This window comes from Streptomyces griseorubiginosus (genome assembly GCF_036345115.1).
Taxonomy (GTDB): Bacteria; Actinomycetota; Actinomycetes; order Streptomycetales; family Streptomycetaceae; genus Streptomyces; species Streptomyces griseorubiginosus_C.
In genome coordinates this window covers 703074-723067 of the sequence record NZ_CP107766.1, presented here as the reverse complement: position 1 = coordinate 723067, position 19994 = coordinate 703074, and the positions used below count along the sequence as shown (strand labels likewise).

15 protein-coding genes are annotated in these 19994 nt (G+C 72.8%); 6 read left to right on the top strand and 9 right to left on the bottom strand.

Going from position 1 to position 19994, the window contains the following annotated elements; genetic code table 11:
• Nucleotides 1-29 precede the first annotated feature (29 nt).
• Nucleotides 30-2930, top strand: coding sequence for an aminotransferase (locus OHN19_RS03360; RefSeq protein WP_330262655.1), 2901 nt, complete (start codon nucleotides 30-32; stop codon nucleotides 2928-2930).
• A 2-nt stretch (nucleotides 2931-2932) separates the two neighbouring features.
• Nucleotides 2933-3970, top strand: coding sequence for a LacI family DNA-binding transcriptional regulator (locus tag OHN19_RS03355; protein WP_330269521.1), 1038 nt, complete (start codon nucleotides 2933-2935; stop codon nucleotides 3968-3970).
• A 2-nt stretch (nucleotides 3971-3972) separates the two neighbouring features.
• Here OHN19_RS03355 and OHN19_RS03350 read toward each other — a convergent pair whose 3' ends face one another.
• The 4 genes from OHN19_RS03350 to OHN19_RS03335 all read right to left on the bottom strand — a co-directional run bounded on the left by OHN19_RS03350 (nucleotide 3973) and on the right by OHN19_RS03335 (nucleotide 10575).
• Nucleotides 3973-5040 (bottom strand): LacI family DNA-binding transcriptional regulator, encoded by a 1068-nt coding sequence (locus OHN19_RS03350; protein WP_330262654.1) that lies wholly within the window; start codon nucleotides 5038-5040, stop codon nucleotides 3973-3975.
• Nucleotides 5041-5242: 202 nt separating this feature from the next.
• Nucleotides 5243-7627: a beta-galactosidase gene (locus OHN19_RS03345; RefSeq protein ID WP_330262653.1), complete on the bottom strand. Its 2385-nt coding sequence runs from the start codon at nucleotides 7625-7627 to the stop codon at nucleotides 5243-5245.
• Complete coding sequence (locus OHN19_RS03340; RefSeq protein WP_330262652.1) at nucleotides 7624-9384, bottom strand: glycoside hydrolase family 35 protein; 1761 nt, start codon at nucleotides 9382-9384, stop codon at nucleotides 7624-7626. Before OHN19_RS03340 ends, OHN19_RS03345 begins: the two co-directional genes overlap by 4 nt.
• A gap of 24 nt (nucleotides 9385-9408) precedes the next feature.
• A complete protein-coding gene (locus OHN19_RS03335; RefSeq protein ID WP_330262651.1) occupies nucleotides 9409-10575 on the bottom strand; it encodes an MFS transporter in 1167 nt (388 codons plus the stop codon).
• 132 nt (nucleotides 10576-10707) lie between these two features.
• Between OHN19_RS03335 and OHN19_RS03330 the strand changes: the two genes are divergently transcribed.
• The 3 genes from OHN19_RS03330 to OHN19_RS03320 all read left to right on the top strand — a co-directional run bounded on the left by OHN19_RS03330 (nucleotide 10708) and on the right by OHN19_RS03320 (nucleotide 13438).
• Nucleotides 10708-11427, top strand: a complete 720-nt coding sequence (locus tag OHN19_RS03330; protein WP_330269520.1) for a helix-turn-helix transcriptional regulator — start codon at nucleotides 10708-10710, stop codon at nucleotides 11425-11427.
• Nucleotides 11424-12401, top strand: a complete 978-nt coding sequence (locus tag OHN19_RS03325; RefSeq protein ID WP_330262650.1) for a pyridoxal-phosphate dependent enzyme — start codon at nucleotides 11424-11426, stop codon at nucleotides 12399-12401. Before OHN19_RS03330 ends, OHN19_RS03325 begins: the two co-directional genes overlap by 4 nt.
• A 674-nt stretch (nucleotides 12402-13075) precedes the next feature.
• Nucleotides 13076-13438, top strand: a complete 363-nt coding sequence (locus OHN19_RS03320; RefSeq protein ID WP_330262649.1) for a cupin domain-containing protein — start codon at nucleotides 13076-13078, stop codon at nucleotides 13436-13438.
• A 118-nt stretch (nucleotides 13439-13556) separates the two neighbouring features.
• Here OHN19_RS03320 and OHN19_RS03315 read toward each other — a convergent pair whose 3' ends face one another.
• The 5 genes from OHN19_RS03315 to OHN19_RS03295 form a co-directional block, all read right to left on the bottom strand.
• The gene (locus OHN19_RS03315) at nucleotides 13557-14549 is read right to left on the bottom strand and encodes an NAD(P)-dependent alcohol dehydrogenase (protein WP_330262648.1); all 993 of its coding nucleotides are present in this window, start codon (nucleotides 14547-14549) and stop codon (nucleotides 13557-13559) included.
• 123 nt (nucleotides 14550-14672) lie between these two features.
• Complete coding sequence (locus OHN19_RS03310) at nucleotides 14673-16019, bottom strand: vWA domain-containing protein (RefSeq protein WP_330262647.1); 1347 nt, start codon at nucleotides 16017-16019, stop codon at nucleotides 14673-14675.
• Nucleotides 16016-16873 (bottom strand): MoxR family ATPase, encoded by an 858-nt coding sequence (locus OHN19_RS03305; protein ID WP_330269519.1) that lies wholly within the window; start codon nucleotides 16871-16873, stop codon nucleotides 16016-16018. The genes OHN19_RS03310 and OHN19_RS03305 overlap by 4 nt, the downstream gene beginning before the upstream one ends.
• 150 nt (nucleotides 16874-17023) lie before the next feature.
• The gene (locus OHN19_RS03300) at nucleotides 17024-18334 is read right to left on the bottom strand and encodes an FtsX-like permease family protein (protein WP_330262646.1); all 1311 of its coding nucleotides are present in this window, start codon (nucleotides 18332-18334) and stop codon (nucleotides 17024-17026) included.
• 3 nt (nucleotides 18335-18337) lie between these two features.
• Nucleotides 18338-19150: an ABC transporter ATP-binding protein gene (locus tag OHN19_RS03295; RefSeq protein WP_330262645.1), complete on the bottom strand. Its 813-nt coding sequence runs from the start codon at nucleotides 19148-19150 to the stop codon at nucleotides 18338-18340.
• 141 nt (nucleotides 19151-19291) lie between these two features.
• Between OHN19_RS03295 and OHN19_RS03290 the strand changes: the two genes are divergently transcribed.
• Nucleotides 19292-19936: a hypothetical protein gene (locus tag OHN19_RS03290; RefSeq protein ID WP_330262644.1), complete on the top strand. Its 645-nt coding sequence runs from the start codon at nucleotides 19292-19294 to the stop codon at nucleotides 19934-19936.
• Nucleotides 19937-19994: the final 58 nt, after the last annotated feature.

Sequence of the window (19994 nt, the reverse complement as noted above, 5' to 3'; positions counted from 1 at the left end):
CGGCAGCTCGCCGCGGAAGCGGAGCGACCATGGGCCTTCCGTCCACGGACTGGCTGGTGCGACCCGTCGCGCCGATCGACGAGGCCACCGCGGCGGCGGTACTGGCGGCGCGGTTCGGCGTGCACGGCAGCGTGCGGGACCTGGGCAGCCAGCAGGACCGCAACTACCGGGTGCGCGGTGGGACGGGGGAGTACGTCCTCAAGATCGCCAACTCCGCGACCGGGCAGGACGAACTCCGCGCCCAGTGCGCCGCCGTAGAGCACCTGGCCCGTGCCCTCCCGGACGTTCGGCTGCCGCGGGCCCGGCCCGGGACCGACGGTGACGTGGTGCAGCCCTTCACCGCCGACGGTGTCCGGCTCGACTGCCGGCTCCTGGAGTTCGTGCCGGGCGAGCCCATCATGGACAGCCGCTACCTCGCCCCCGTGGTCGTCGCCCGGCTGGGCGAACTCGCCGGACGGATCGCCGCCGCCCTCGCCGACTTCACCGCCTCCGACCCCGACCGCTTCCGGCCGTGGGACCTGCGCAACGCCCTCGCCGTGGTCGAGACCCTCGCCCCGCACTGCCCCGACCGGGCCCGCGCCGACCAGGCCCTGAGCGCCGCCCGGACGGCCCACGCGCTCGTGGAGCCCCACGCCGGGGGGCTGCCGGTGCAGTTCGTCCACGGCGACATCACCGACAACAACGTCGTCTGCGAGACCGCGCCGGACGGCCGCCGGATGCCGGTCGGCGTCATCGACTTCGGAGACCTCGGCACCGGCTGGACCGTGGCCGAACTCGCGGTGGCCTGCACCTCGGTGCTCCACCACCACGGCGCCGGACCGACGTCCGTCCTGCCCGCCGTCCATGCCTTCGACGCCGTACGCCCCCTCACCGACGGGGAGTTGGCCGTACTGTGGCCGCTCGTCGTGCTGCGGGCCGCCGTCCTGGTGGTCAGCGGGCAGTACGACGTCCTCCAGGACCCCGACAACGGGTACGCGTCCGCCGCCCTGGACCGGGAGTGGGCCATGTTCGAGGCCGCCGTCTCGGTCCCGGCGGAGGTGATGACGGCCCACCTGCGCGAGTCCCTCGGCCGCCCCCGGCCGTCGGTCACGACCGTGGCCACGCACCCGCTGGTGCCGGAACTCCCCGACTCCGTCATCGAGTTGGACCTCTCCACCGAGAGCGAGCTGCTGCACTCGGGCCGGTGGCTCGACGCGGACGCCGAGGCCGTCCTGGCCTCCGGCCTCGCGGCGGCCCGCACCCGGCACGGCGAGTTCCGCCTCACCCGGACGACCGTCGACACCATGGACGCCCCCGCGACCTGCGCCCTCGGCGTGGACCTCTACCTCGCGGGCCCGTCGAGGGTGCACGCGCCCTGGGACGGCACGCTCACCCGCCACCCCGACGGCACGATCAGCCTGCGCGGCGAGGGACCCACCCTCTGGCTGTACGGCGTCGACAGCGGTGCCGAACATGGCCCGACCGCCGCCGGACAACTCCTCGGCACGGTCGCCGAACGCGACGGCACCCACGTCCTCGGCCTCCAGCTGTGCGAACTCGCCGAGCGCCCGCCCCGTTTCGCCACCCCCGACCTCGCCGCCGGCCGGCTCGCGCTCAGCCCGGACCCCACGCACCTGCTCAACGGGCGAGGGGCCGGGGAGCCGCCCGCCGAGAAAGACCTCCTCGCCCGCCGCGACCGAGCTTTCGCCACGGTCCAGGAGCACTACTACGACCGGCCGCCCCGCATCGAACGCGGCTGGCGCCACCACCTCGTCGACACCCGCGGCCGCGCCTACCTCGACATGCTCAACAACGTCACCATCCTCGGCCACGGGCACCCCGCGCTGAGCGACGCCGTGCACCGCCAGTGGCAGCGCCTGAACACCAACTCCCGTTTCCACTACGGCTCCGTGGTGGAACTCTCCGAGCGGCTCACCGCGCTCCTGCCCGCCGAACTCGACACCGTCTTCCTCGTCAACAGCGGCTCCGAGGCGGTGGACCTCGCACTGCGGCTCGCCTGGGCCGCCACCGGACGGCAGGACACGGTCGCGGTCGAGGAGGCCTACCACGGATGGACGTACGCGAGCGACGCCGTCTCGACCTCGATCGCCGACAACCCGAACGCCCTCTCCTCGCGCCCGAGTTGGATCCACACCGTCGCCGCGCCCAACTCCTACCGCGGCCGGCACCGGGGCGCCGAGGCATGGCGGTACGGCACGGAGGCCGCCGAGCGGATCGCCGAACTCGCCGAACAGGACCGCCGGCCCGGCGCCTTCATCTGTGAGCCCTTCTACGGCAACGCGGGCGGCATCCCCCTCCCGGACGGCTACCTCCGGCAGGTCTACGAGGCCACCCGTGCCGTCGGCGGGCTGTGCATCGCCGACGAGGTGCAGGTCGGCTACGGCCGGCTCGGCACCCACTTCTGGGGGTTCGAGCAGCAAGGCGTCGTCCCGGACATCGTCACCGTGGCCAAGGGCATGGGCAACGGGCACCCCCTGGGCGCCGTGATCACCCGGCGGGAGATCGCCGACGCCTACCGCACCCAGGGCTACTTCTTCTCCTCCGCCGGGGGCAGCCCGGTCAGCAGCGTCGTCGGCCTGACCGTCCTCGACGTGCTGCGGGACGAGCGGCTCCAGGAGAACGCCTTGGACGTGGGCGGGTACTTGAAGGAGCGGCTGGAGCAACTCGCCCTGCGACACCCGCTGATCGGCGCGGTGCACGGCTCTGGGCTGTATCTGGGCGTCGAGTTCGTCCGGGACCCCGGGACCCTGGAGCCGGCGACCGAGGAGACCGCAGCGATCTGCGACCGGCTGCGGGAACTCGGTGTGATCGTCCAGCCGACCTCGGACCGGCAGTGCGTGCTGAAGATCAAGCCGCCGCTGTGTCTGACCCGCCGGAGCGCCGACGTGTTCGTCACGGCCCTGGACGACGTCCTGACGAACGGCTGGTGACCATGCCACCTGCCAGCAGCCCGCGCACCCCGCCCCGCCCCGGGACCCCCGCCACCCTCGCCGACGTCGCCCGTGCGGCGGGGGTCTCCACGACCACGGCCTCCGACGCGCTGCGCGGCCACGGCCGGGTGTCCGAGCCGACCCGCCGGACGGTCCTGGACGCCGCCCGGCGCCTGGACTACGCGCCCAACCGCAACGCCCGCAGCCTGCGCACCTCCGTCACCGGCACCATCGGACTGCACGTCCCGGAGTTCCCCACCAACGCCGAGTACTACATGTCGTTCGTGTTCGGGGTCGCCGAACAGGCCGCCCACGCCGGGCTCGACGTCACCCTGCTGTCCTCCGGGCGCCTCCCGCGGGTCGACGGGCTGGTGCTGTGCGACCCGGTCGCCGAGGACCCCGTCGTCGACCGGCTGATGGACGCGGGCCTGCCGGTCGTCACCGCCGAGCGCTACGTCGGCGACCGGCAGCCCGCAGGGGTGCTCTGGTCCGACCACGAGACGTCCATGACCGGGCTCCTCGACCATCTGCGCGCGAGGGGCGCCCGCAGGCCCGCGTTCCTCGCCTGCGACGTCACCTTCGACTGGGCCCTCACCCTCCAGGACACCTACGCCCGCTGGTGCGCAGAACGCGGCGTGCCCCGGCTCCAGCACGCGGCACCCCTCGGCGCCCCGCCACCCGTACTCCGGGCTGCCGTACGGGAGTTGCTCGCCGGGGCACCGGAGACCGACGCGCTCGTGTGCGCCGCCGACGGGGCCGCCGCGGCCGTCCTCCCCGAGATCAGGGCCGCGGGCCGGGTCGTGGGCGAGGACCTGCTGCTGGCCTCCTGCGTCGACAGCCAGGCGATGCGGACCGCCGAACCGCCGATCACCGCGATCGACCTGAAGCCACGTCAGATGGGCGTGGAGTGCGCCCGGTTGCTGGGCGAGATCCTCTCCGGCGAGGCCCCCCACGGCACCACCCGGACCCTGCCCGTCGAGACGGTCTTCCGCGCCTCCACCGACCGCGCCTCCACCGACCGGACCGCGACGCTCTCGTGAGCTCAGCGGCCCGGCGCCGCACCGCTGCTCGCCCGGACCACCAGGTCCACCGGGACCAGCGACTCGGGGCCGGGCGGCTTCGTCCGCTCGTCGATGCGGCTCAGCAGGAGACGCAGGGCGCGCGTGCCGATCTCTGCGAAGTCGGTGCGCACGGTCGTCAGCGGCGGCAGCAGATGCGCGGCCTCGGGGATGTCGTCGTAGCCCACCACACTGACGTCACCCGGCACCGAACGGCCTGCCTCGTGGAAGGCGTGCAGGACTCCGAGGGCCATCTGGTCGTTGGAGACGAACACCGCGGTGACGTCGGTGCGCCGGGCCAGCCGCCGGCCCAGGTGGTAGCCGGAGTCGGCGCTCCAGTCCCCGAACAGCGGCTCGGGGACCCGCGCACCGGCCGCCTCCAGGGTCGTGCGCCAGCTCTCCAGGCGGTGGTCGGCGGAGGTCCAGCCGCTCGGGCCCGCGATGTGCCAGACGGTCGAATGGCCGAGTCCCAGCAGATGCCGGGTGGCCTTGCGGGCGCCCTCCCGCGAGTTGCCGGTGACCCGCTCGGTCTCGAGGTCGAAGCCGTTCTCCAGCACCACCAGCGGGGTGTCGAACCGGGTGTCCGCCAGGGCGTGACCCACCCACAGCTGCGGGGCGATGGCGATCACCCCGTCCGCACCCTCCGCCGAGAGCCGGCCCACCGCCTCGACGACCGTGTCGTGCTCGGCCGTGTCGAGGGAGATGGAGCTCAGCAGGTAACCGGCCTCCTGGGCGGCGGTGTTGATCGCCGTGAGGATCGACGCCGGTCCGTAGCGGGCCGCGTCGAAGGAGATCACCCCGAGCATCCTGGTCCGCCCGCTGGCCAGCGACCGGGCACTCCGGCTGGGCCGGTAGCCCAGGGTCCGCATCGCCGTTCGCACCGCCTCGCGGGTCTCGGGACGCACGGAGGGATGCTCGTTCAGCACCCGCGAGACGGTCTGCTTGGAGACCCCGGCCAACCGGGCCACGTCGTCCATGACCGGACGCGACCCCGCGAAGTTACGTCGGCTGCGCCCCTTCGGCACGGCTCCTTCGGCGGCGCTTGGACTCATGGCGGCGGTTTCCTCGACGTGGTGGGGGCGGTGGAACGGCGGGGTGGCGGGGGCCTAAGGGCAGTGGAGGCGACGGCGGTGGTGGCGGCGGTACGGCGGTCCCGGCCCGCCGATGGCTCAGCATAGGCGGGCCGGGCCCGAGCACCGGGACTACCGGGCAGGTCAGCCCGCCTGGCCCGAGCCGTGCCCGGCCCGGGCCAGGTCACCCCGGCTGGACCGAACGCGTGCGCCTGGTGATCCACTCGGCGTGTGTCACGGCGGCCGTCTCCCGGTCGACGTCCGCCTGTTCCGGCAGATGGACCGGCGCTCGCGCGTGCAGCGGCAGCACCCGTACCCGCAGCCCGTCGGCCCGCAGCGCGTCCGAGGGCAGCCGGTCCAGGCCGATGTCCCAGACCCGCCCCGCGAAGAACTGGTCGGCGACGAGGGTCCCGCCCACGTACGCCCGGCCCACGTCCCCGTGCCAGTGCAGCCGCAGCAGCGTGCCCGGCGGCAGTCCGTCCGGCACGTCGATGCGGTACTCGGCGGCCACGCCGTCGAAGTACTTGTCGGCCGGCACGCTCGCCCGGCCCAGGACCCCGGTGACGGTCTCCGGCGCGGGCCCGGCGGCCCGGACGAGGGTGACCTCGACGCCGGAGACCTCCACTCCCGACACCGACGGGACCGCGTAACGGGTGAACACCCCGTCCGCCGCCGCCTCCGCGACCACCCCGTCCACGACGGGCGCCCGCTCCGGCGCCGGAAGCACGGCGAACGACGTCGCCGCACCCGAACCGTGCAGCCGCACCTCGTCCCGGTCGAAGACCACCCCGTCCGCACTCAGCACCAGCCGCTCCGCGCCCCACGCCGTGCCCCGGTAGGCGGTTCGGGCCGTCGCCGCGTCCAGCACCAGCAGACCGACCCGCCCGCCGTCGGCGGTGTCCACCTCGACGAGCGCGTCGGTGCCGGGCCGCAGCCCGGTCACCAGCAGCCGGTCGCCGACCGGGGTGACATCCCCGGACGGTGTGCACAGGGCGGCCACCGTGTCCGCGTCCAGGGCGAGTTCGGGAGCGATGCCGTCCGTGGCGGCCAGCACCAGGACCGTACGGCCCTCGACGTCGAGCGTGCACACCGGCTGGGCGGTGGCCCACTCCAGCCGCAGCCCGCCCAGCTCCAGACGCAGGGGCCAGCAGAAGTAGGCGCCGGCCGGAACCGTGACAGGGGTGCTCGGCAACGCCAACTCGCCGCCCCCGCCCGGGAATTCGACCGAGAACGACGTCTCGGGATGGTCCGGCAGCGGCTCGTGCGGCTGGTGGTTGTTGACGAACAGGAAGCCGGAGTTCCCGTCACCGCGTACCGCCCACCGCAGGGTGTCCCGGTCGAGCTGTCCGTCCGGCCGCTCCTCCGGGAGCACCGACTCCATGGGGGCGACGAGGTGCCCGAAGTCCGCCAACAGCAGGTGCTGGAGCCGGAGTTCGTGGTAGGTGCGCCGGTACTGGCCGTACTCGCCCAGCGGTGCCTGGAAGTCGTACGTCAGGAGGGGCAGGTCGTTCGGATAGCCCGTGACGTGCGACTCCTGGAGGGTGCTGAGCTCGCCCGGCGGGTTGGTGCCGCCGTGGAACATGTAGAAGCCCTGCCAGACCGAGCCGCAGCCGATCTTGGTGAGGCCGAGCGCGCCGATGTCGTCCGGATCGACGTACGGGCGCCGGTGGTACGACACCGCCATGCCGCCGCCCAACTCGCAGGTGGCCCAGGGGAATCGGTCCGCGAAGGCGTCCGGCTCGCTGCCCCGCACCCGCACCGGGCGCAGATCGGAGCCGATGCCCTCGTCGTCGCGCTGGTGGGTGAAGAAGAAGTGCTTGCGGCAGGTGTCGGGCCAGCCGCCGTCGGCCTCCGTCCAGAAGGTCTCGGTGTAGCCGCCGTACAGCGGAAGCAGCTCGTCCGGCGGGAGTTGGACCCCGCCCCAGGCGGTCGAGGTCCACAGGGGCGCGCTGAGACCAGCCTCCTGGGCCATCCGCTTGAGGGTCAGGAGGTGGCCGGGCTGGTCGTAGAGCTCGTTCTCGATCTGGATCGCCACGATCGGGCCGCCGTGCGCGCGGTCGAGACCGCTCAACTGCTCGGCGATCGCCGCGAACCAGGGGCGTACGGCCTCCAGGTAGGCGGGGTCGTCGGTGCGGGGGACGCAGTCGCGGGCCAGCAGCCAGTCGGGCAGGCCGCCGCCCCGGACCTCCGCGTGCGACCAGGGGCCGACGCGGGGGACGAAGTCCAGGCCGTGGCGGGCGCACAGTTCGGCGAAGCGGCGCAGGTCGAGGTCGCCGTCGAAGCGGACCCGGCCCTCGATCTCCTCGTGGTGGATCCAGATGACGTAGCTCGCGACGGCGGTCACCCCGCCCGCCTTCATCTTCAGCAGCTCCTCCTCCCACTCCCCGGCGGGGTAGCGGGAGTAGTGGAACTCGCCGGACACCGGGAACCAGGGGCGGCCGCCACGGGTGAGCCAGCGGCTGGTGACCTCGATCGGGTCGGCCACGCCCGGCGCGTCGGCGAAGGGCAGGTGGCCGGTGAGCGGGGGAGCGGTGGGCGCGGGGACGCGCAGTCGGTGGGGGCGGGTCACCAGGTGTTCTCCGGTCCGAGGTCGGCGCGGTCCGTGAGCCGGGCACGGGTGGCGGTGGTGGCGTGCAGTTCGAGGACGACGAGGTCGTTGGAGCCCGGGCGCAGGACCGGGGCGGGTACGTACAGCGTGTGCTGCGGGCCGCGGTTCCAGTAGCGGCCGAGGTGGAAGCCGTTGACCCAGGCCTGGCCCTTGGTCCAGCCGGGCAGGGCGAGGAAGGTGTCGGCGGGTGCGGCCACCTCGAACGTGCCCCGGTGGAAGGCGGGCCCGGCGGACGGGCCGGTCTCGTACGCCCCGAACGGCACGGCCGCCGGATCGTCCACCGGCACCGGCCGCGCCTCCCAGCCGCGCAGGGCGGTCCCCTGGAAGGACACCGGGCCGAGCAGCCCCTTGGGCGCGCCGATGCGCGGCCCGTAGTTGACCCCGCCCATGTTCTCCACGAGCACCTCCAGCACGGCACCGGCGTGCGGCACGCGCACCACCAGCGTCTCGTCGTGCCGCTCACGCTCCAGTACACCGACGCAGGCGCCGTCCACGAACACCAGGGCGCGGTCCCCGACCCCGCCCGCGAAGTGCAGCAGGCCCTCCCCGGAGGCGGGCAGCGTGGTGCGGTACAGCACGTGCCCCGACCGCACACCCAGCTCGTTCATCGTCGCGGGCGCCTCGGTGCGTATCGGCGCGAGACCGCGGACGTACGGCAGCAGCGGCGCCCGGTGGTCCAGGTCGACGTCGGTGACGGGGAGCTTGGGCGCGGGAGCCGGGGCCGGTTCCTCCGGGACCGGGGCGTGGCGGGCGATGACCTCACGGAAGGCGTGGTACTTGGGGCCGGGGTCACCGCTCTCGGTGAGGGCCGCGTCGTAGTCGTAGGAGGTGATGGTGGGGGTGTAGGCGTGCTTGTGGTTGGCGCCGTTGGTGAAGCCGAAGTTGGTGCCTCCGTGGAACATGTAGATGTTGACCGAGGCCCCGGTCGCGAGCAGCCGGTCCAGGTCGGCGGCGGCGTCGGCCGCGTCCCGCACATGGTGGGGGCCGCCCCAGTGGTCGAACCAGCCGATCCAGAACTCCGCGCACATCAGCGGCCCTTCGGGCTGGTGGGCGCGGAGCGCGGCGAGGTTCTCCTCGACCCGGCTGCCGAAGGTGGTGGTGGCGAGCGTGCCGGGCAGCGTACCGGCCGCCAGGTGCTCGGGGTTGGCCTGGTCACAGGTGAACAGCAGCTCCTCGACGCCCCGTTCGCGCAGCGCCTGCTGGACGTGCTTGAGGTACGCGGTGTCGTCGCCGTAGGCCCCGTACTCGTTCTCCACCTGGACGGCGATCACCGGACCGCCGTGCGCGGCGAGATAGGGGCGCAGCGCGGGGAGCAGCAGGTCCAGGTAGCCGTCGAACGCCCCGGTGAAGCGCGGGTCGCTGGTGCGCAGCCGGATGTCGGGATCCGCGAGCAGCCAGGACGGCAGCCCGCCGTCGTCCCACTCGGCGCAGATGAACGGCCCGGGACGCAGGATCACCTGGAGTCCCTCCTCCTGGGCCAGGCGCAGCCAGCGCGGCAGGTCGAGGAAGCCGTCCAGGACGAGGGTGCCGGGCTCGGGCTGGTGGTGGTTCCACGGCAGATACGTCTCGACGGTGTTGAGACCCATCAGCCGGGCCTTGCGCAGCCGGTCGGCCCACTGGTCGGGGTGGATCCGGAAGTAGTGCATGGCCCCGGAGAGGATCCGGAACGGCTCACCGTGCAGGAGGAAACCGTCGGAGGACGTCGTCAGAGCGGGCATGCGGGGCATCCCTTCGAAGGGGCTTCAGTGGGTTCGGGTGCTGCGGACGAGCCAGAGGGTGGCGGCGAGACAGAGCGCCGAGACGCCGCTCAGCAGAAGCGGCACGGCCCGGATCCCGGACCACTCGATGGCCTTGCCCAGGGCCGGGCCCGCGGCCACACCACCGATCATCGAGGCGGCGATGACCAGGGCACCGGCCCGGCGGGCGCCCGGGGCGGCCCGGTGCAGCCAGGGCAGGCCGGTGGGGAAGACCGGAGCGATGAACAGTCCGACACCGGCGTACGCGTAGGGCGCCAACTCCCTTACGGACGCCAGCAGCAGACAGACCGTCATGCCGGCGCAGGACACGGTGATGATGGTCTGCGCCGAGAACCTGAGCGCGATCGGGGCGACCAGGAAGCGGCCCACGGTCATCATCAGCCAGTAGACGGAGGTGGCGGTGGCGGCCACCCCGGCGCCGTAGCCCACGGTCTCCAGATGGGTGGGCTCCCAGCCTCCGACGCCCGCCTCGACGCCCACGTGCAGGACGTAGAGCGTCACGAACACCGAGAGCACCGAGGCCAGACTGCGGCCGAGCACGCCGGGTGACGCGGTGGCCGTGTCGGACGGCTGCGGCACCTCGTCCCGTACGCCCTTCAGGCACAGCAGCAGCGGCAGGGTGACGAGCGCGAAGCCCAGGAAGACCGCCGGGTAGTGCGCGGAGCCGACGGTGCCGATCAGCGCCGGGCCGAGGACGGCGCCGATGCCGAAGTGCGCGTTGAGGACGTTCAGCATCGCGGTGGAGCGCCGGCCGAAGCCGACCGCGAACAACTGGTTGAGGCCGTAGTCGATCCCGCCGAAGCCGAGTCCCGCGAGCAGGGCGGCGGCCAGCGCGGACGGCCAGTTCGGCGCCGACGCGAAGCCCGCCGCGCCGACGGCCATCAGCAGATAGGAGGCGCCCAGGATCCGGCGGTTGCCGATCCGGCCGTAGAGCCGGTCGAACAGCAGGACACCGGCGACCCCGCCGACGAAATGGGCGCTGAGCGCGAGTCCGGCCCCGGACGGGGACAGCCCGAACTCCTCGCGGAACGCCGGAATCGCCGGTCCGTACAGGGCCTGGAGCGCCCCGATGAGGACGAAGCCGACGCAGGAGGCGACCACGGCGGCCGGACTGAAGACCGGAGTGCGCGGGGGCGCCGTCGTCAAGGACATGAGAGTTGATGTTACCGGTAACTCAAGGGGCGTCAAGATCCCCGAACGGGCGAGGGTCCAGGAAAAATTGGACTGGTGGTCCAGTGATTGGATTGCTAGTCTACCTATGTGACGGAAGGGAGAAGGCGCGAGATGGAGGCGGAACGGGACGCGATCCTTGCCGCGCTCACACCGGTCGTGGACGGGATCGCGGCGACCTTCGGGCCGGTGTGCGAGGTCGTGCTGCATGACTACCGGAGACCGGAGCGGTCCGTGGTGGCCCTGTCCGGCGCGGTGACCGGGCGCACGGTGGGCGGGGCGATGAGTCAGATCGGCATGCGCATGGTCGCCCGGGGTGACGAGGCGGCCGACGAGCTGAACTACGTCACCCGGACCGACACCGGCAAGCTGGTCAAGTCGTCGACGATGCTGCTGCGGGACTCCTCGGGCGCGGTCTTCGGCGCGTTGTGCGTCAATGTCGACGTCGGCGCGGCGAGCGAGGTCCACGCCTTGCTGGGAGCGCTGGCCGGGATCGGCGCGGCCCCCGCCGAACCTCCGGTGACCACCTTCGGCGACGACATCGACTCCGTCGTGGACGTCATGCTCGACGCGCACCGACACCAGTCGTGGGCGCTGCTCGACCGCGCAGGGCGCCTGGACCTGTTCCGGAGCCTGGACGAGCGGGGGGTGTTCGCGGTGCGCCGGGCGATCGAGCAGGTGGCGGGACGACTGGGCATCTCGAGGGCCTCCGCGTACAGCTACCTGTCCCAGTCCCGAAAAGAGTCCCGGTCCCGGCCCTCGGAAGGGATGCGGGAACAGTCCGGGTCCCTGGCAGATGCCCGGGAGCAGGCGAACAATGGAGGGCATACGTGACGACCACCACCCCACCGGTCACCCTGGACGACGTCCTGGACGCGGCCGCCCGACTCAAGGGCGTGGCGCACCGCACGCCGGTGCTGCGCTCGCGCACGCTCGACGCCCTGGTCGGCGCCGAGGTATTCCTCAAGTGCGAGAACTTCCAACGGGTCGGCGCCTTCAAGTTCCGCGGCGCCTACAACGCGGCCTCCCGGCTCACCGCGGACCAGCTCGCCCGGGGCATCGCCGCCTACTCCTCCGGGAACCATGCCCAGGCGGTAGCCCTGGCGGCGCGTGAACTCGGCACCACGGCGGTGATCGTGATGCCGGAGGACGCCCCGCGTTCCAAGCGGGCGGCCACCGAGGGCTACGGCGCCGAGATCGTGACGTACGACCGCTACACCGGCGACCGCGAGGCCATCACCCGGGCCCTGGCGGCCGAACGGGGCCTGGCGCTCGTCCCGCCCTACGAACACCCCCACGTGATGGCAGGACAGGGCACGGCCGCACTCGAACTCCTCGAAGAAACCGGTGAGTTGGGTGCCCTGCTCGCGCCGGTCGGGGGCGGCGGACTGATGGCGGGAAGCGCGACCGCCGCCAAGGGCCGTTATCCGGGCGTCCGCATGATCGGGGTCGAGCCGGAGGCCGGCGACGACACCAAACGCTCCCTGGAGGCCGGGCGACGCGTCAGCATCCCGGTGCCGAAGACCATCGCCGACGGACAGGCCCTCGACACCCCGGGCGAGCTGACCTTCTCGGTGAACCGACGGCTCGTCGACGAGATCGCGCTGGTCACCGACGACGAGATCCGACACGCCATGCGATTCGCCTTCGAGCGCCTGAAGATCGTCATCGAGCCGAGCGGAGCGAGTCCGCTGGCCGCGCTGCTCAGCGGCCGGGTGGGTGGCCTTGCTGGCCGGGTCGGGGTGATCGTCTCGGGCGGCAATGTGGATGCGGAGCGGTTCGGGCGGCTTTGTGCGGGTGGGGACTGAGGGCGGGGGTGCCGGGCGCCTAGGGGGGTGCTGGGTGCGGTTGTGGGGCGGGTGCGGGTGCGTTGTGGCTGGTCGCGCCCCCGCTGCGCTGGGCTGGGGCCGGGCGCCTAGGGGGGTGCCGGGTTCGGTTGTGGGGCGGGTGCGGGTGCGTTGTGGCTTGTCGCGCAGTTCCCCGCGCCCCTAGGGGGTTGCAGTTGGCCTGCGCCCCCACGGGCCGTTGGCCGCCCGCGTCCGCCCCCACCGGCCGTTCGCCGCGTACGGCGTGAAGGGGACGGGGTGGGGGGTGTCCGCCCGCAGCGGCCGGCGTCCGGAACCGAGTGCTGCTCAAGTGGCCGAGCCGCCGGACCGAGGACGGATACCCCCCACCCCGGCACCGACCCACGACGCAACCACACGCGCTACGCACGCCCCCACCGGACAGCAAGGGGCCGCCGCAGGCCTCCAGGGGCGCGGGGAACTGCGCAAAAACGCCCGCCCCCACCGAACCCGCACCCAACCACGAACCCGACCCAGCTACCCCCCACCCGGCCAAGCCCGGCGCAGCCGAATGGCGGCCCAAGCCGCACAGGCGGACCATGGAGACGTGGGACCGGCCCCCGCCGGTGCCGCCCGGGACGGGTGGGAGACGGAGACCGGCCCCGGCCGTACCGACACGGCCGGAAGGGAGAGCCGTCATGTTCGAGGTGAAGACGCTCGACAAGCCGGACGAGCGCCGCGATTTTCCGCGTGGCCACCTGGAGGCGGTCCACATGAGCGGGCTGGACTTCGCCGTCGGCACCTTCGAGCCCGGCTGGCGCTGGTCGGAGTCCGTCGCTCCGATCGCGGGGACGAAGAGCTGCGAGGTCCATCACAACGGCTACGTGGTCCAGGGCCGCATGCACATCCTGATGGACGAGGGCGGCGGCGAGCAGGAACTGGGCCCAGGGGACGTCTTCGTGGTGTCACCCGGACATGACGCCTGGGTCGTCGGAGACGAACAGTGCGTGGTCTACGACTTCGCGGGCGGCATGGCGAGGGACTACGCGAAAGAGAAGTGAGAGAACCCGTCCCGCACGGTGCCAGCCCCGCACCGTGCCAGCCCCCACCGTGCCAGCCCCCACCGTGCCAGCCCCGCACCGTGCCAACCCCACCGTGCCCGAACCGCCGCGCGGCTCGTCACGGCCCGCCCGCTCCCCCCACCGTGACCACGATCTTCGCGCGCGCGTGCTCCACCTCCAGATGCCGGATGGCCTCGGCCGCCTCGCTCAGCGGATACATCCGCTCGACGGCCGGGGCGATCTTCCCGGCGTCGACGAGTTCCCGCAGCACCGCCAGGTTCTCCTTGCACGCCTTCGCCGGCAGCGGGAGCACGCGTTGACGTACGAAGGGGGAGAGCAGCCGTGCGCGCGCCATGAGCCACACCGGGCCGAGGAGGCTGCCGCCCTCGAACACGCCCCCGCCGGAGAGGACGACGGTTCCCGAGGGCGTCGTCGCGCGCCGCAGGTCGGCCAGCGAACGGTTGCCGATCAGATCCAGCACGACGTCGTAGCGGTGTCCGGCGCGGGTGAAGTCCTCGCGCGTGTAGTCGACCACGTCGTCGGCACCGAGTGATCCGACGAGCTCGACGTTGCGCGCCCCGCACACACCGGTGACCCGGGCGCCGAATGCCTTCGCGAGCTGCACGGCGAAGGTGCCCACACCGCCGGAGGCACCGTTCACCAGCACGGACTGTCCGGCCCGCACGCCGGCCACGTCCCGCAGCCCGATGAGCGCGGTGTTCGCGGCCAGCGGCATCGCGGCCGCCTGCTCGAAGGTGAGGCCGGCGGGCTTGAGATCCGTCTCGGTGTCCTTGGCGCACACGAACTCCGCGAACGTGCCGTCCGCCTCGCCGTACACCTCGTCGCCGGGGTGCAGGCCCTTGACCTCGGGTCCGACCGCCTCCACGCGGCCCGCGAAGTCCCGTCCCCGGATCCGCACCTTCGGCGCGCGCGGCCCGAACGCCAGCCGGGCGATCTTGGGATCGCCGTGCAGCCAGTGCCAGTCGTAGGCGTTGACCGACGCCGCGTGCACCCGCACCAGCACCTCGCCGGCCCCCGGCACCGGCCGCTCGACCTCCCTCAACTCCAGCGTGTCCACCGAGCCGTAGCGGTCCTGGACGACTGCCTTCATGCGACCCCCTCCGTCACTGCGGAGCGTAGGGAACAGGCCCCGCCTTGCCATCGGAAACCGCACGGGTTACTCGGCAGGACGTAGCCAAACCGGTCGTTCTCGCGCCCGGTCGTGCTCGCGCCCTCAGATCGGCAGCAGCCGCCCCACCAACGCACTGAGCTGGCGGACGTTGCGGCACTCGTGCATCTCCACCAACTCGGCGTACTCGTACGCGGCCGAGTCGCCCGTGCCCCACTGCGGTCGTGCCTCCGGGTTCAACCAGTAGACGCGGCGCGCCCGTTCGGTGATTTCCCGGACGGCGGACAGGTTCGGGTCGCTCATGTTGGTGCGGGCGTCACCGAGCACGAACACTGTCGTGCGCGGGCTCAGCGCGGCCCCGTACCGCGAGGCGAACTCGCCCAGCGCGACGCCGTAGTCGCTGCTGCCGTGCCAGCCCGTGAGCGTGGCCTCGGCCCGGATGCGGGCGCCGAGCCCCTCCGGGTCGGCCGTGCCGTGCCGGAGGAGCCCGGTGACCTCGTCGAGCCGGTTGACGAAGGCGAACACCCGCACCTTGCTGAACTGGTCGTGCAGCGCCTGCACCAGCAGCATCGTGAAGTCCGAGAACCCCGACACCGAGCCCGACACATCGCACAGCAGCACCAGTTCGGGCCGGGTCGGCCGACGTCTGCGCAGCACCGGCTTCATCGGCACTCCGCCCGTTGACAGCGAACCGCGCAGGGTTCGCCGTAGATCGATGGTGCCGCGCGCCGCACGGCGGCGGCGGGCCGCCAGCCGGGTGGCGAGCTTGCGGGCCAACGGCTGGACCGTGCGCCGCAGTTCGGCCAGCCGGTCCTTCCCGGCGAACAGGAAGTCGACCCGGTCGGTCGTCGGGGCGACCGCGCGCCGGGCGATCTCGTCCCGGTCCCGCCGCTCCGCCACCCGCCGCCGGGCCTCCGCGGCCACCAGGGCGCGGAACGCCTCGATGCGCCGCCGGATCTCGTCCTCGAGGAGCCGGTCGGTGAACCCGGACATGCCCTGCCGGCCCCGCACGTCGTCGCGGACGCGGGCGAGGAGGGTCTGCGGGCGCAGTCGGTCCAGCGTCTGGTACGACGACCAGCCGTCCGACGAGGGGGAGTTGCCGTATCCGCCGAACCCGTCGACGGCCTCGGCCGCGAGGCGGGTCATCAGGGGCTCGTCGTTCGCGGCGAGGGCCCGCGCGAGGCGTTCGCGCAGCTCCTCCCGGTCCGCGGGGCCGGTGTCGGGGGCGCCGACGCCCCGCGGGAAGTACAGGTCGAAGACCGGGTCGAACACCGGCCGTTGGGACGTGCTGTGCAGCAGGGTCGCCGCCAGGCCCTCCCGCAGCCGCTCGCGGTCGGTGAACCCGAGTGCCTCGACCGCCTGGGCCGCGTCCACCGTCTCGCCGGTCCCGATCCGCACGCCGTGCGCGCGCAGGGCTCCGATCAGGGAGGTGAGCCGCTCGGCGGTGCTCACACCGCGTCCAGGTCGAGCTTGGCCCCCGCCTTGAGGATGTCGTCCTGGTGCTTGAGGAGCACTCCCAGACTGTCCCGTACGACCGTCTCGTCGAGGTGGTCCGCGCCGAGCGCGAGGAGGGTGCGCGCCCAGTCGATGGTCTCCGCGACCGAGGGCACCTTGCGCAGGTCCATGGCCCGCAGCGCCCCCACGACCCGCACCACGGACTTCGCCAGCGTCTCGTCGAGGCCCGGCACCTTCAGCCGTACGATCCGCCGCTCCAGCTCCTCCTCCGGGAACCCGATGTGCAGGAACAGGCAGCGGCGGCGCAGGGCCTCCGACAGCTCACGGCTCGCGTTGGAGGTGAGGACGACGAAGGGACGGCGGGACGCGGTGATCGTGCCCAGTTCGGGGACGGTGACCTGGAAGTCGCTCAGCACCTCCAGGAGCAGCCCCTCGACCTCCACGTCCGCCTTGTCGGTCTCGTCGATCAGCAGGACCTTGGGCTCGTCGCCGCGGATCGCGGTCAGCAGGGGGCGGGAGAGCAGGAACTCCTCGCTGAAGATGTCCGTGCGCGTCTCGTCCCAGGTCTCGTCCCGGCCGGCGCTGATCCGCAGCAGCTGCTTGGCGTGGTTCCACTCGTACAGGGCCCGGGACTCGTCCACACCTTCATAGCACTGGAGCCGGACCAGCAGGGCCCCTGCGACCTCCGCCACCGCCTTGGCCAGCTCCGTCTTGCCGACCCCGGCGGGTCCCTCGACCAGGAGCGGCTTGCCGAGCCGGTCGGCGAGGAAGACGGTGGTGGCGACGGCGGGCGAGGCGAGGTAGCCGGTCTCGGCGAGGCGTGCGGAGACGTCGTCGACGGATGTGAACAGCACGGGGCCTCCAGCGGCGCGAACTCGTTTCCGCCAACTATCTAAGCGCTTGTTCACCGGTTCTGTCACGTGGTCCGATGACCGCGGCCCGCCCGGGGTGGGGTCCACCCGGGGCGGGGCCCCACCCGGCACCGCACTCCGCCGAGCCCCCTACGCGGCCGACCCCACCGCCGCCACCGCCGGAGTGCGCAGCATCCTCCGGGCCGTGGCCAGGCTCGTCCCGAGCGTCGCCGTCGCCGCGACCGCCCCGACCGCCACCCAGATGCCGGGCCCCTGGTGGGGCAGCACCGAGTCGGCGCGGACCACGGTGAACGGGACGATCCCGGCCAGCGCCGCCACCGTGCCGAAGAACAGTCCTACGGCCGTGAGGATCAGCGCCTCCGCGCCCACCGTGCCCAGGACCTGCCCCGGTGTCGCTCCGGCGAGGCGCTGCTGCCCGAACTCCCGGCGGCGATAAGCCGTCGCCGCGTACAGCGAGTTGACCAGCATCACGCAGACGAAGACCACGATGATCCCGACGACCGTGAGGTTCAGCGTCTCCAGGTTCTTCGCGTCGACGCTCTTGACCGCTCCCGAGGCCGCCACGGCGTCGCTCTCCACGCCCTGCATGTACAGCGTGGCGACGGACACGGCCGTGAACAGGATCAGCGACATCAGGATCCCGGAGAGGTGGTCCGCCCGGCGGCGCAGGTTCCGCACGGCCAGCCAGCCGCTCGCACCGGTCAGCGGCAGCCGGTCCAGCACCCCCTTCAGCAGCCGGGGGGCGAGCAGCGCGAACCCCACGGACAGCAGGATCGCCCCGTACGCCGGCGTCGCCATGAGCGCCTCGTCCGTCGCCGAGAACGCGAAGGTGGAGAGCGCCGACAGGGCCCCGAGACCGAGGGCGGCGTACGCGAGGACCGTCCGCGTCCGGCCCCGCCGCCGCGCTCCCCGTGTGGCCCGGCGTACGGCGAGGAAGGCCGCGCCCGCCGCGGCGACCAGGGTGAGGTCGACGCCGGAGAACAGGGCTACGGGACCGAAGGAGGGCTCGACGCTCTCCGCGACCTGTCCGCTGTCCTGGAAGGCGGTCAGCAGTGCCCGCGCGCCCAGCATCGCCGGGCCGATCGCCGCCACGGCGCCGAGCAGGGCGACCGCCACGGCCTCGCCCACGACCATCCGCCTGATCTGCCCCGGCGTCGCACCCGAGCAGCGCAGCAGCTCCAACTCACCCGCCCGTTGACGGACGTTGACCGTCATCGTCGAGGCCACGGCGAAGAACACCAGGAGGGTGCCGTAACCGCCGACCACGCTCGCCGACGTCGTCAGCGTCTGCGAGCTCACCGGGTCGACGCCCGGCCGGCTCGCCGTGTCGTACAGCGAGTTGAACGTCATGATGATCCCCGCGCCCAGGAACGCGGCCAGCAGGGTCGCGAGAAACCGTCCGGGCCGCTGCCGTACCGACCGCATCGCCAGCGTGAACATCGCTCACACCCCCGCCGACATGTCGTTGCCCATATGCATGAGGCGCGGCTCGTCGCCGAGATGCGCGAGCCGCTCGGCGACCGCGTCCGGCGTCGGCGCCTCCATCCGGCCCGCGAGCCGGCCGTCCGCCAGGAACAGCACCGCGTCGGCGTAGGAGGCGGCGACCGGGTCGTGGGTCACCATCACCACGGTCCTGCCGTGCACCCGCACCGCCTCTCGGAGCAGCCGCAGCACCTCCCGCGCGCTGCGGGTGTCCAGGGCTCCCGTCGGCTCGTCCGCGAAGATCACGCGGGGGTCGGTGACCAGCGCGCGGGCGATCGCGACCCGCTGCCGCTGACCTCCGGAGAGCTGGTCGGGGCGGTGCCCGAGACGGTCCCCGAGCCCGACGGAGGCGAGGACGTCCTCGGCCCTGCGCCGGTCGATCCTGCGGCCCGCGAGCTTCAGCGGCAGCACGGTGTTCTGCGCGACCGTCAACGTCTCCAGCAGGTTGTACTGCTGGAACACGAAGCCCACCCGGCCACGCCGGAAGCGTGTCAGCTCCGCCTCGCCGCCGCCCGTCAACTCCGTGCCGTCCACCCGTACGATCCCGCTGTCCGGCCGGTCCAGACCGGCCGCGCACTGGAGCAGCGTGGACTTGCCCGACCCCGAGGGCCCCATCACCGCGGTGAAAGTGCCCCGGCCGAGGCTCAGGGTGATCCCGTCCAGGGCGGTCACGGCACTGTCGCCCGTGCCGTACGTCTTGCGGACCTTGACCAGCCGCAGTGCCTCGGCGGCGGGTCCCGGGTCGTGCCTGCGTCGTGAACCGGTGCGCGACATCGTCGTCCCCCTTCGTGCGGCACCCCATGTGCCTCGCTGAAGAAGCTACGGAGACGGCGGCGCGGGCACATTGGGGGCAGAACCCGTCTTCGGGGGTGTACTCACCGACACCCCTCGGCGCCATACGGCAGGGTGGTCGCCATGACCGACGGAATAGCCTGGCTCGCCGCACCGCAGTCCATCGCCTGGGGCGGCTACAGCGTGGTGATCGCGCCCGACCTGGAGTCGGAGTCGCTGGCGCGGCGGATCGCCGAGACCACTCACCGGCCGTACGAACCCCGGCCCATCGGAGAACTGACCGGCCGTCAGGTGCAGGACCTGATGGAGGGCCTCTACGGAGACGTCCTGGACGGCATCGCCCTGCGGCACGGCGAGCTCGACGAGTGGTCGTACGTCATCAAGTACGGCGGCTGGCAAGGCGAGTTCGGCAGCGGCGGCCGGCCGGTCGACCGGGGCGGACTGCACGTCTTCCAGCTGGAGTACGAGGAGGAGAACGGCAAGCCGGTGCCCCCGAGCTTCGCCTATCGCCACGACGGGAACCGGATGTGCGTGTTCAACCTGCACCTGGACGGCAGTTGGGGGCACGGCAGCCCCGAGGGCGACCCCGAGGTCGTCGCCGCCGTCCAGGAGCGGCTCACCGCCGCCGGACTTCCCGACGACGACCTGGACCACCAGGTCGTGCACCGGACCTGCCTGGAGGTGCTCCAGCAGCAGTTCGGCCTCACCCTGCCCCGCGAGCGGATCCTGGCGGACACGCTGCCGACGCTCCTGCTGACCCGCCCCTGACCGAGGGCCCGTAGCGGTGCCGCGGGGCGTTGTCAGTGGTGCGCTGTAGCTTTCGGGG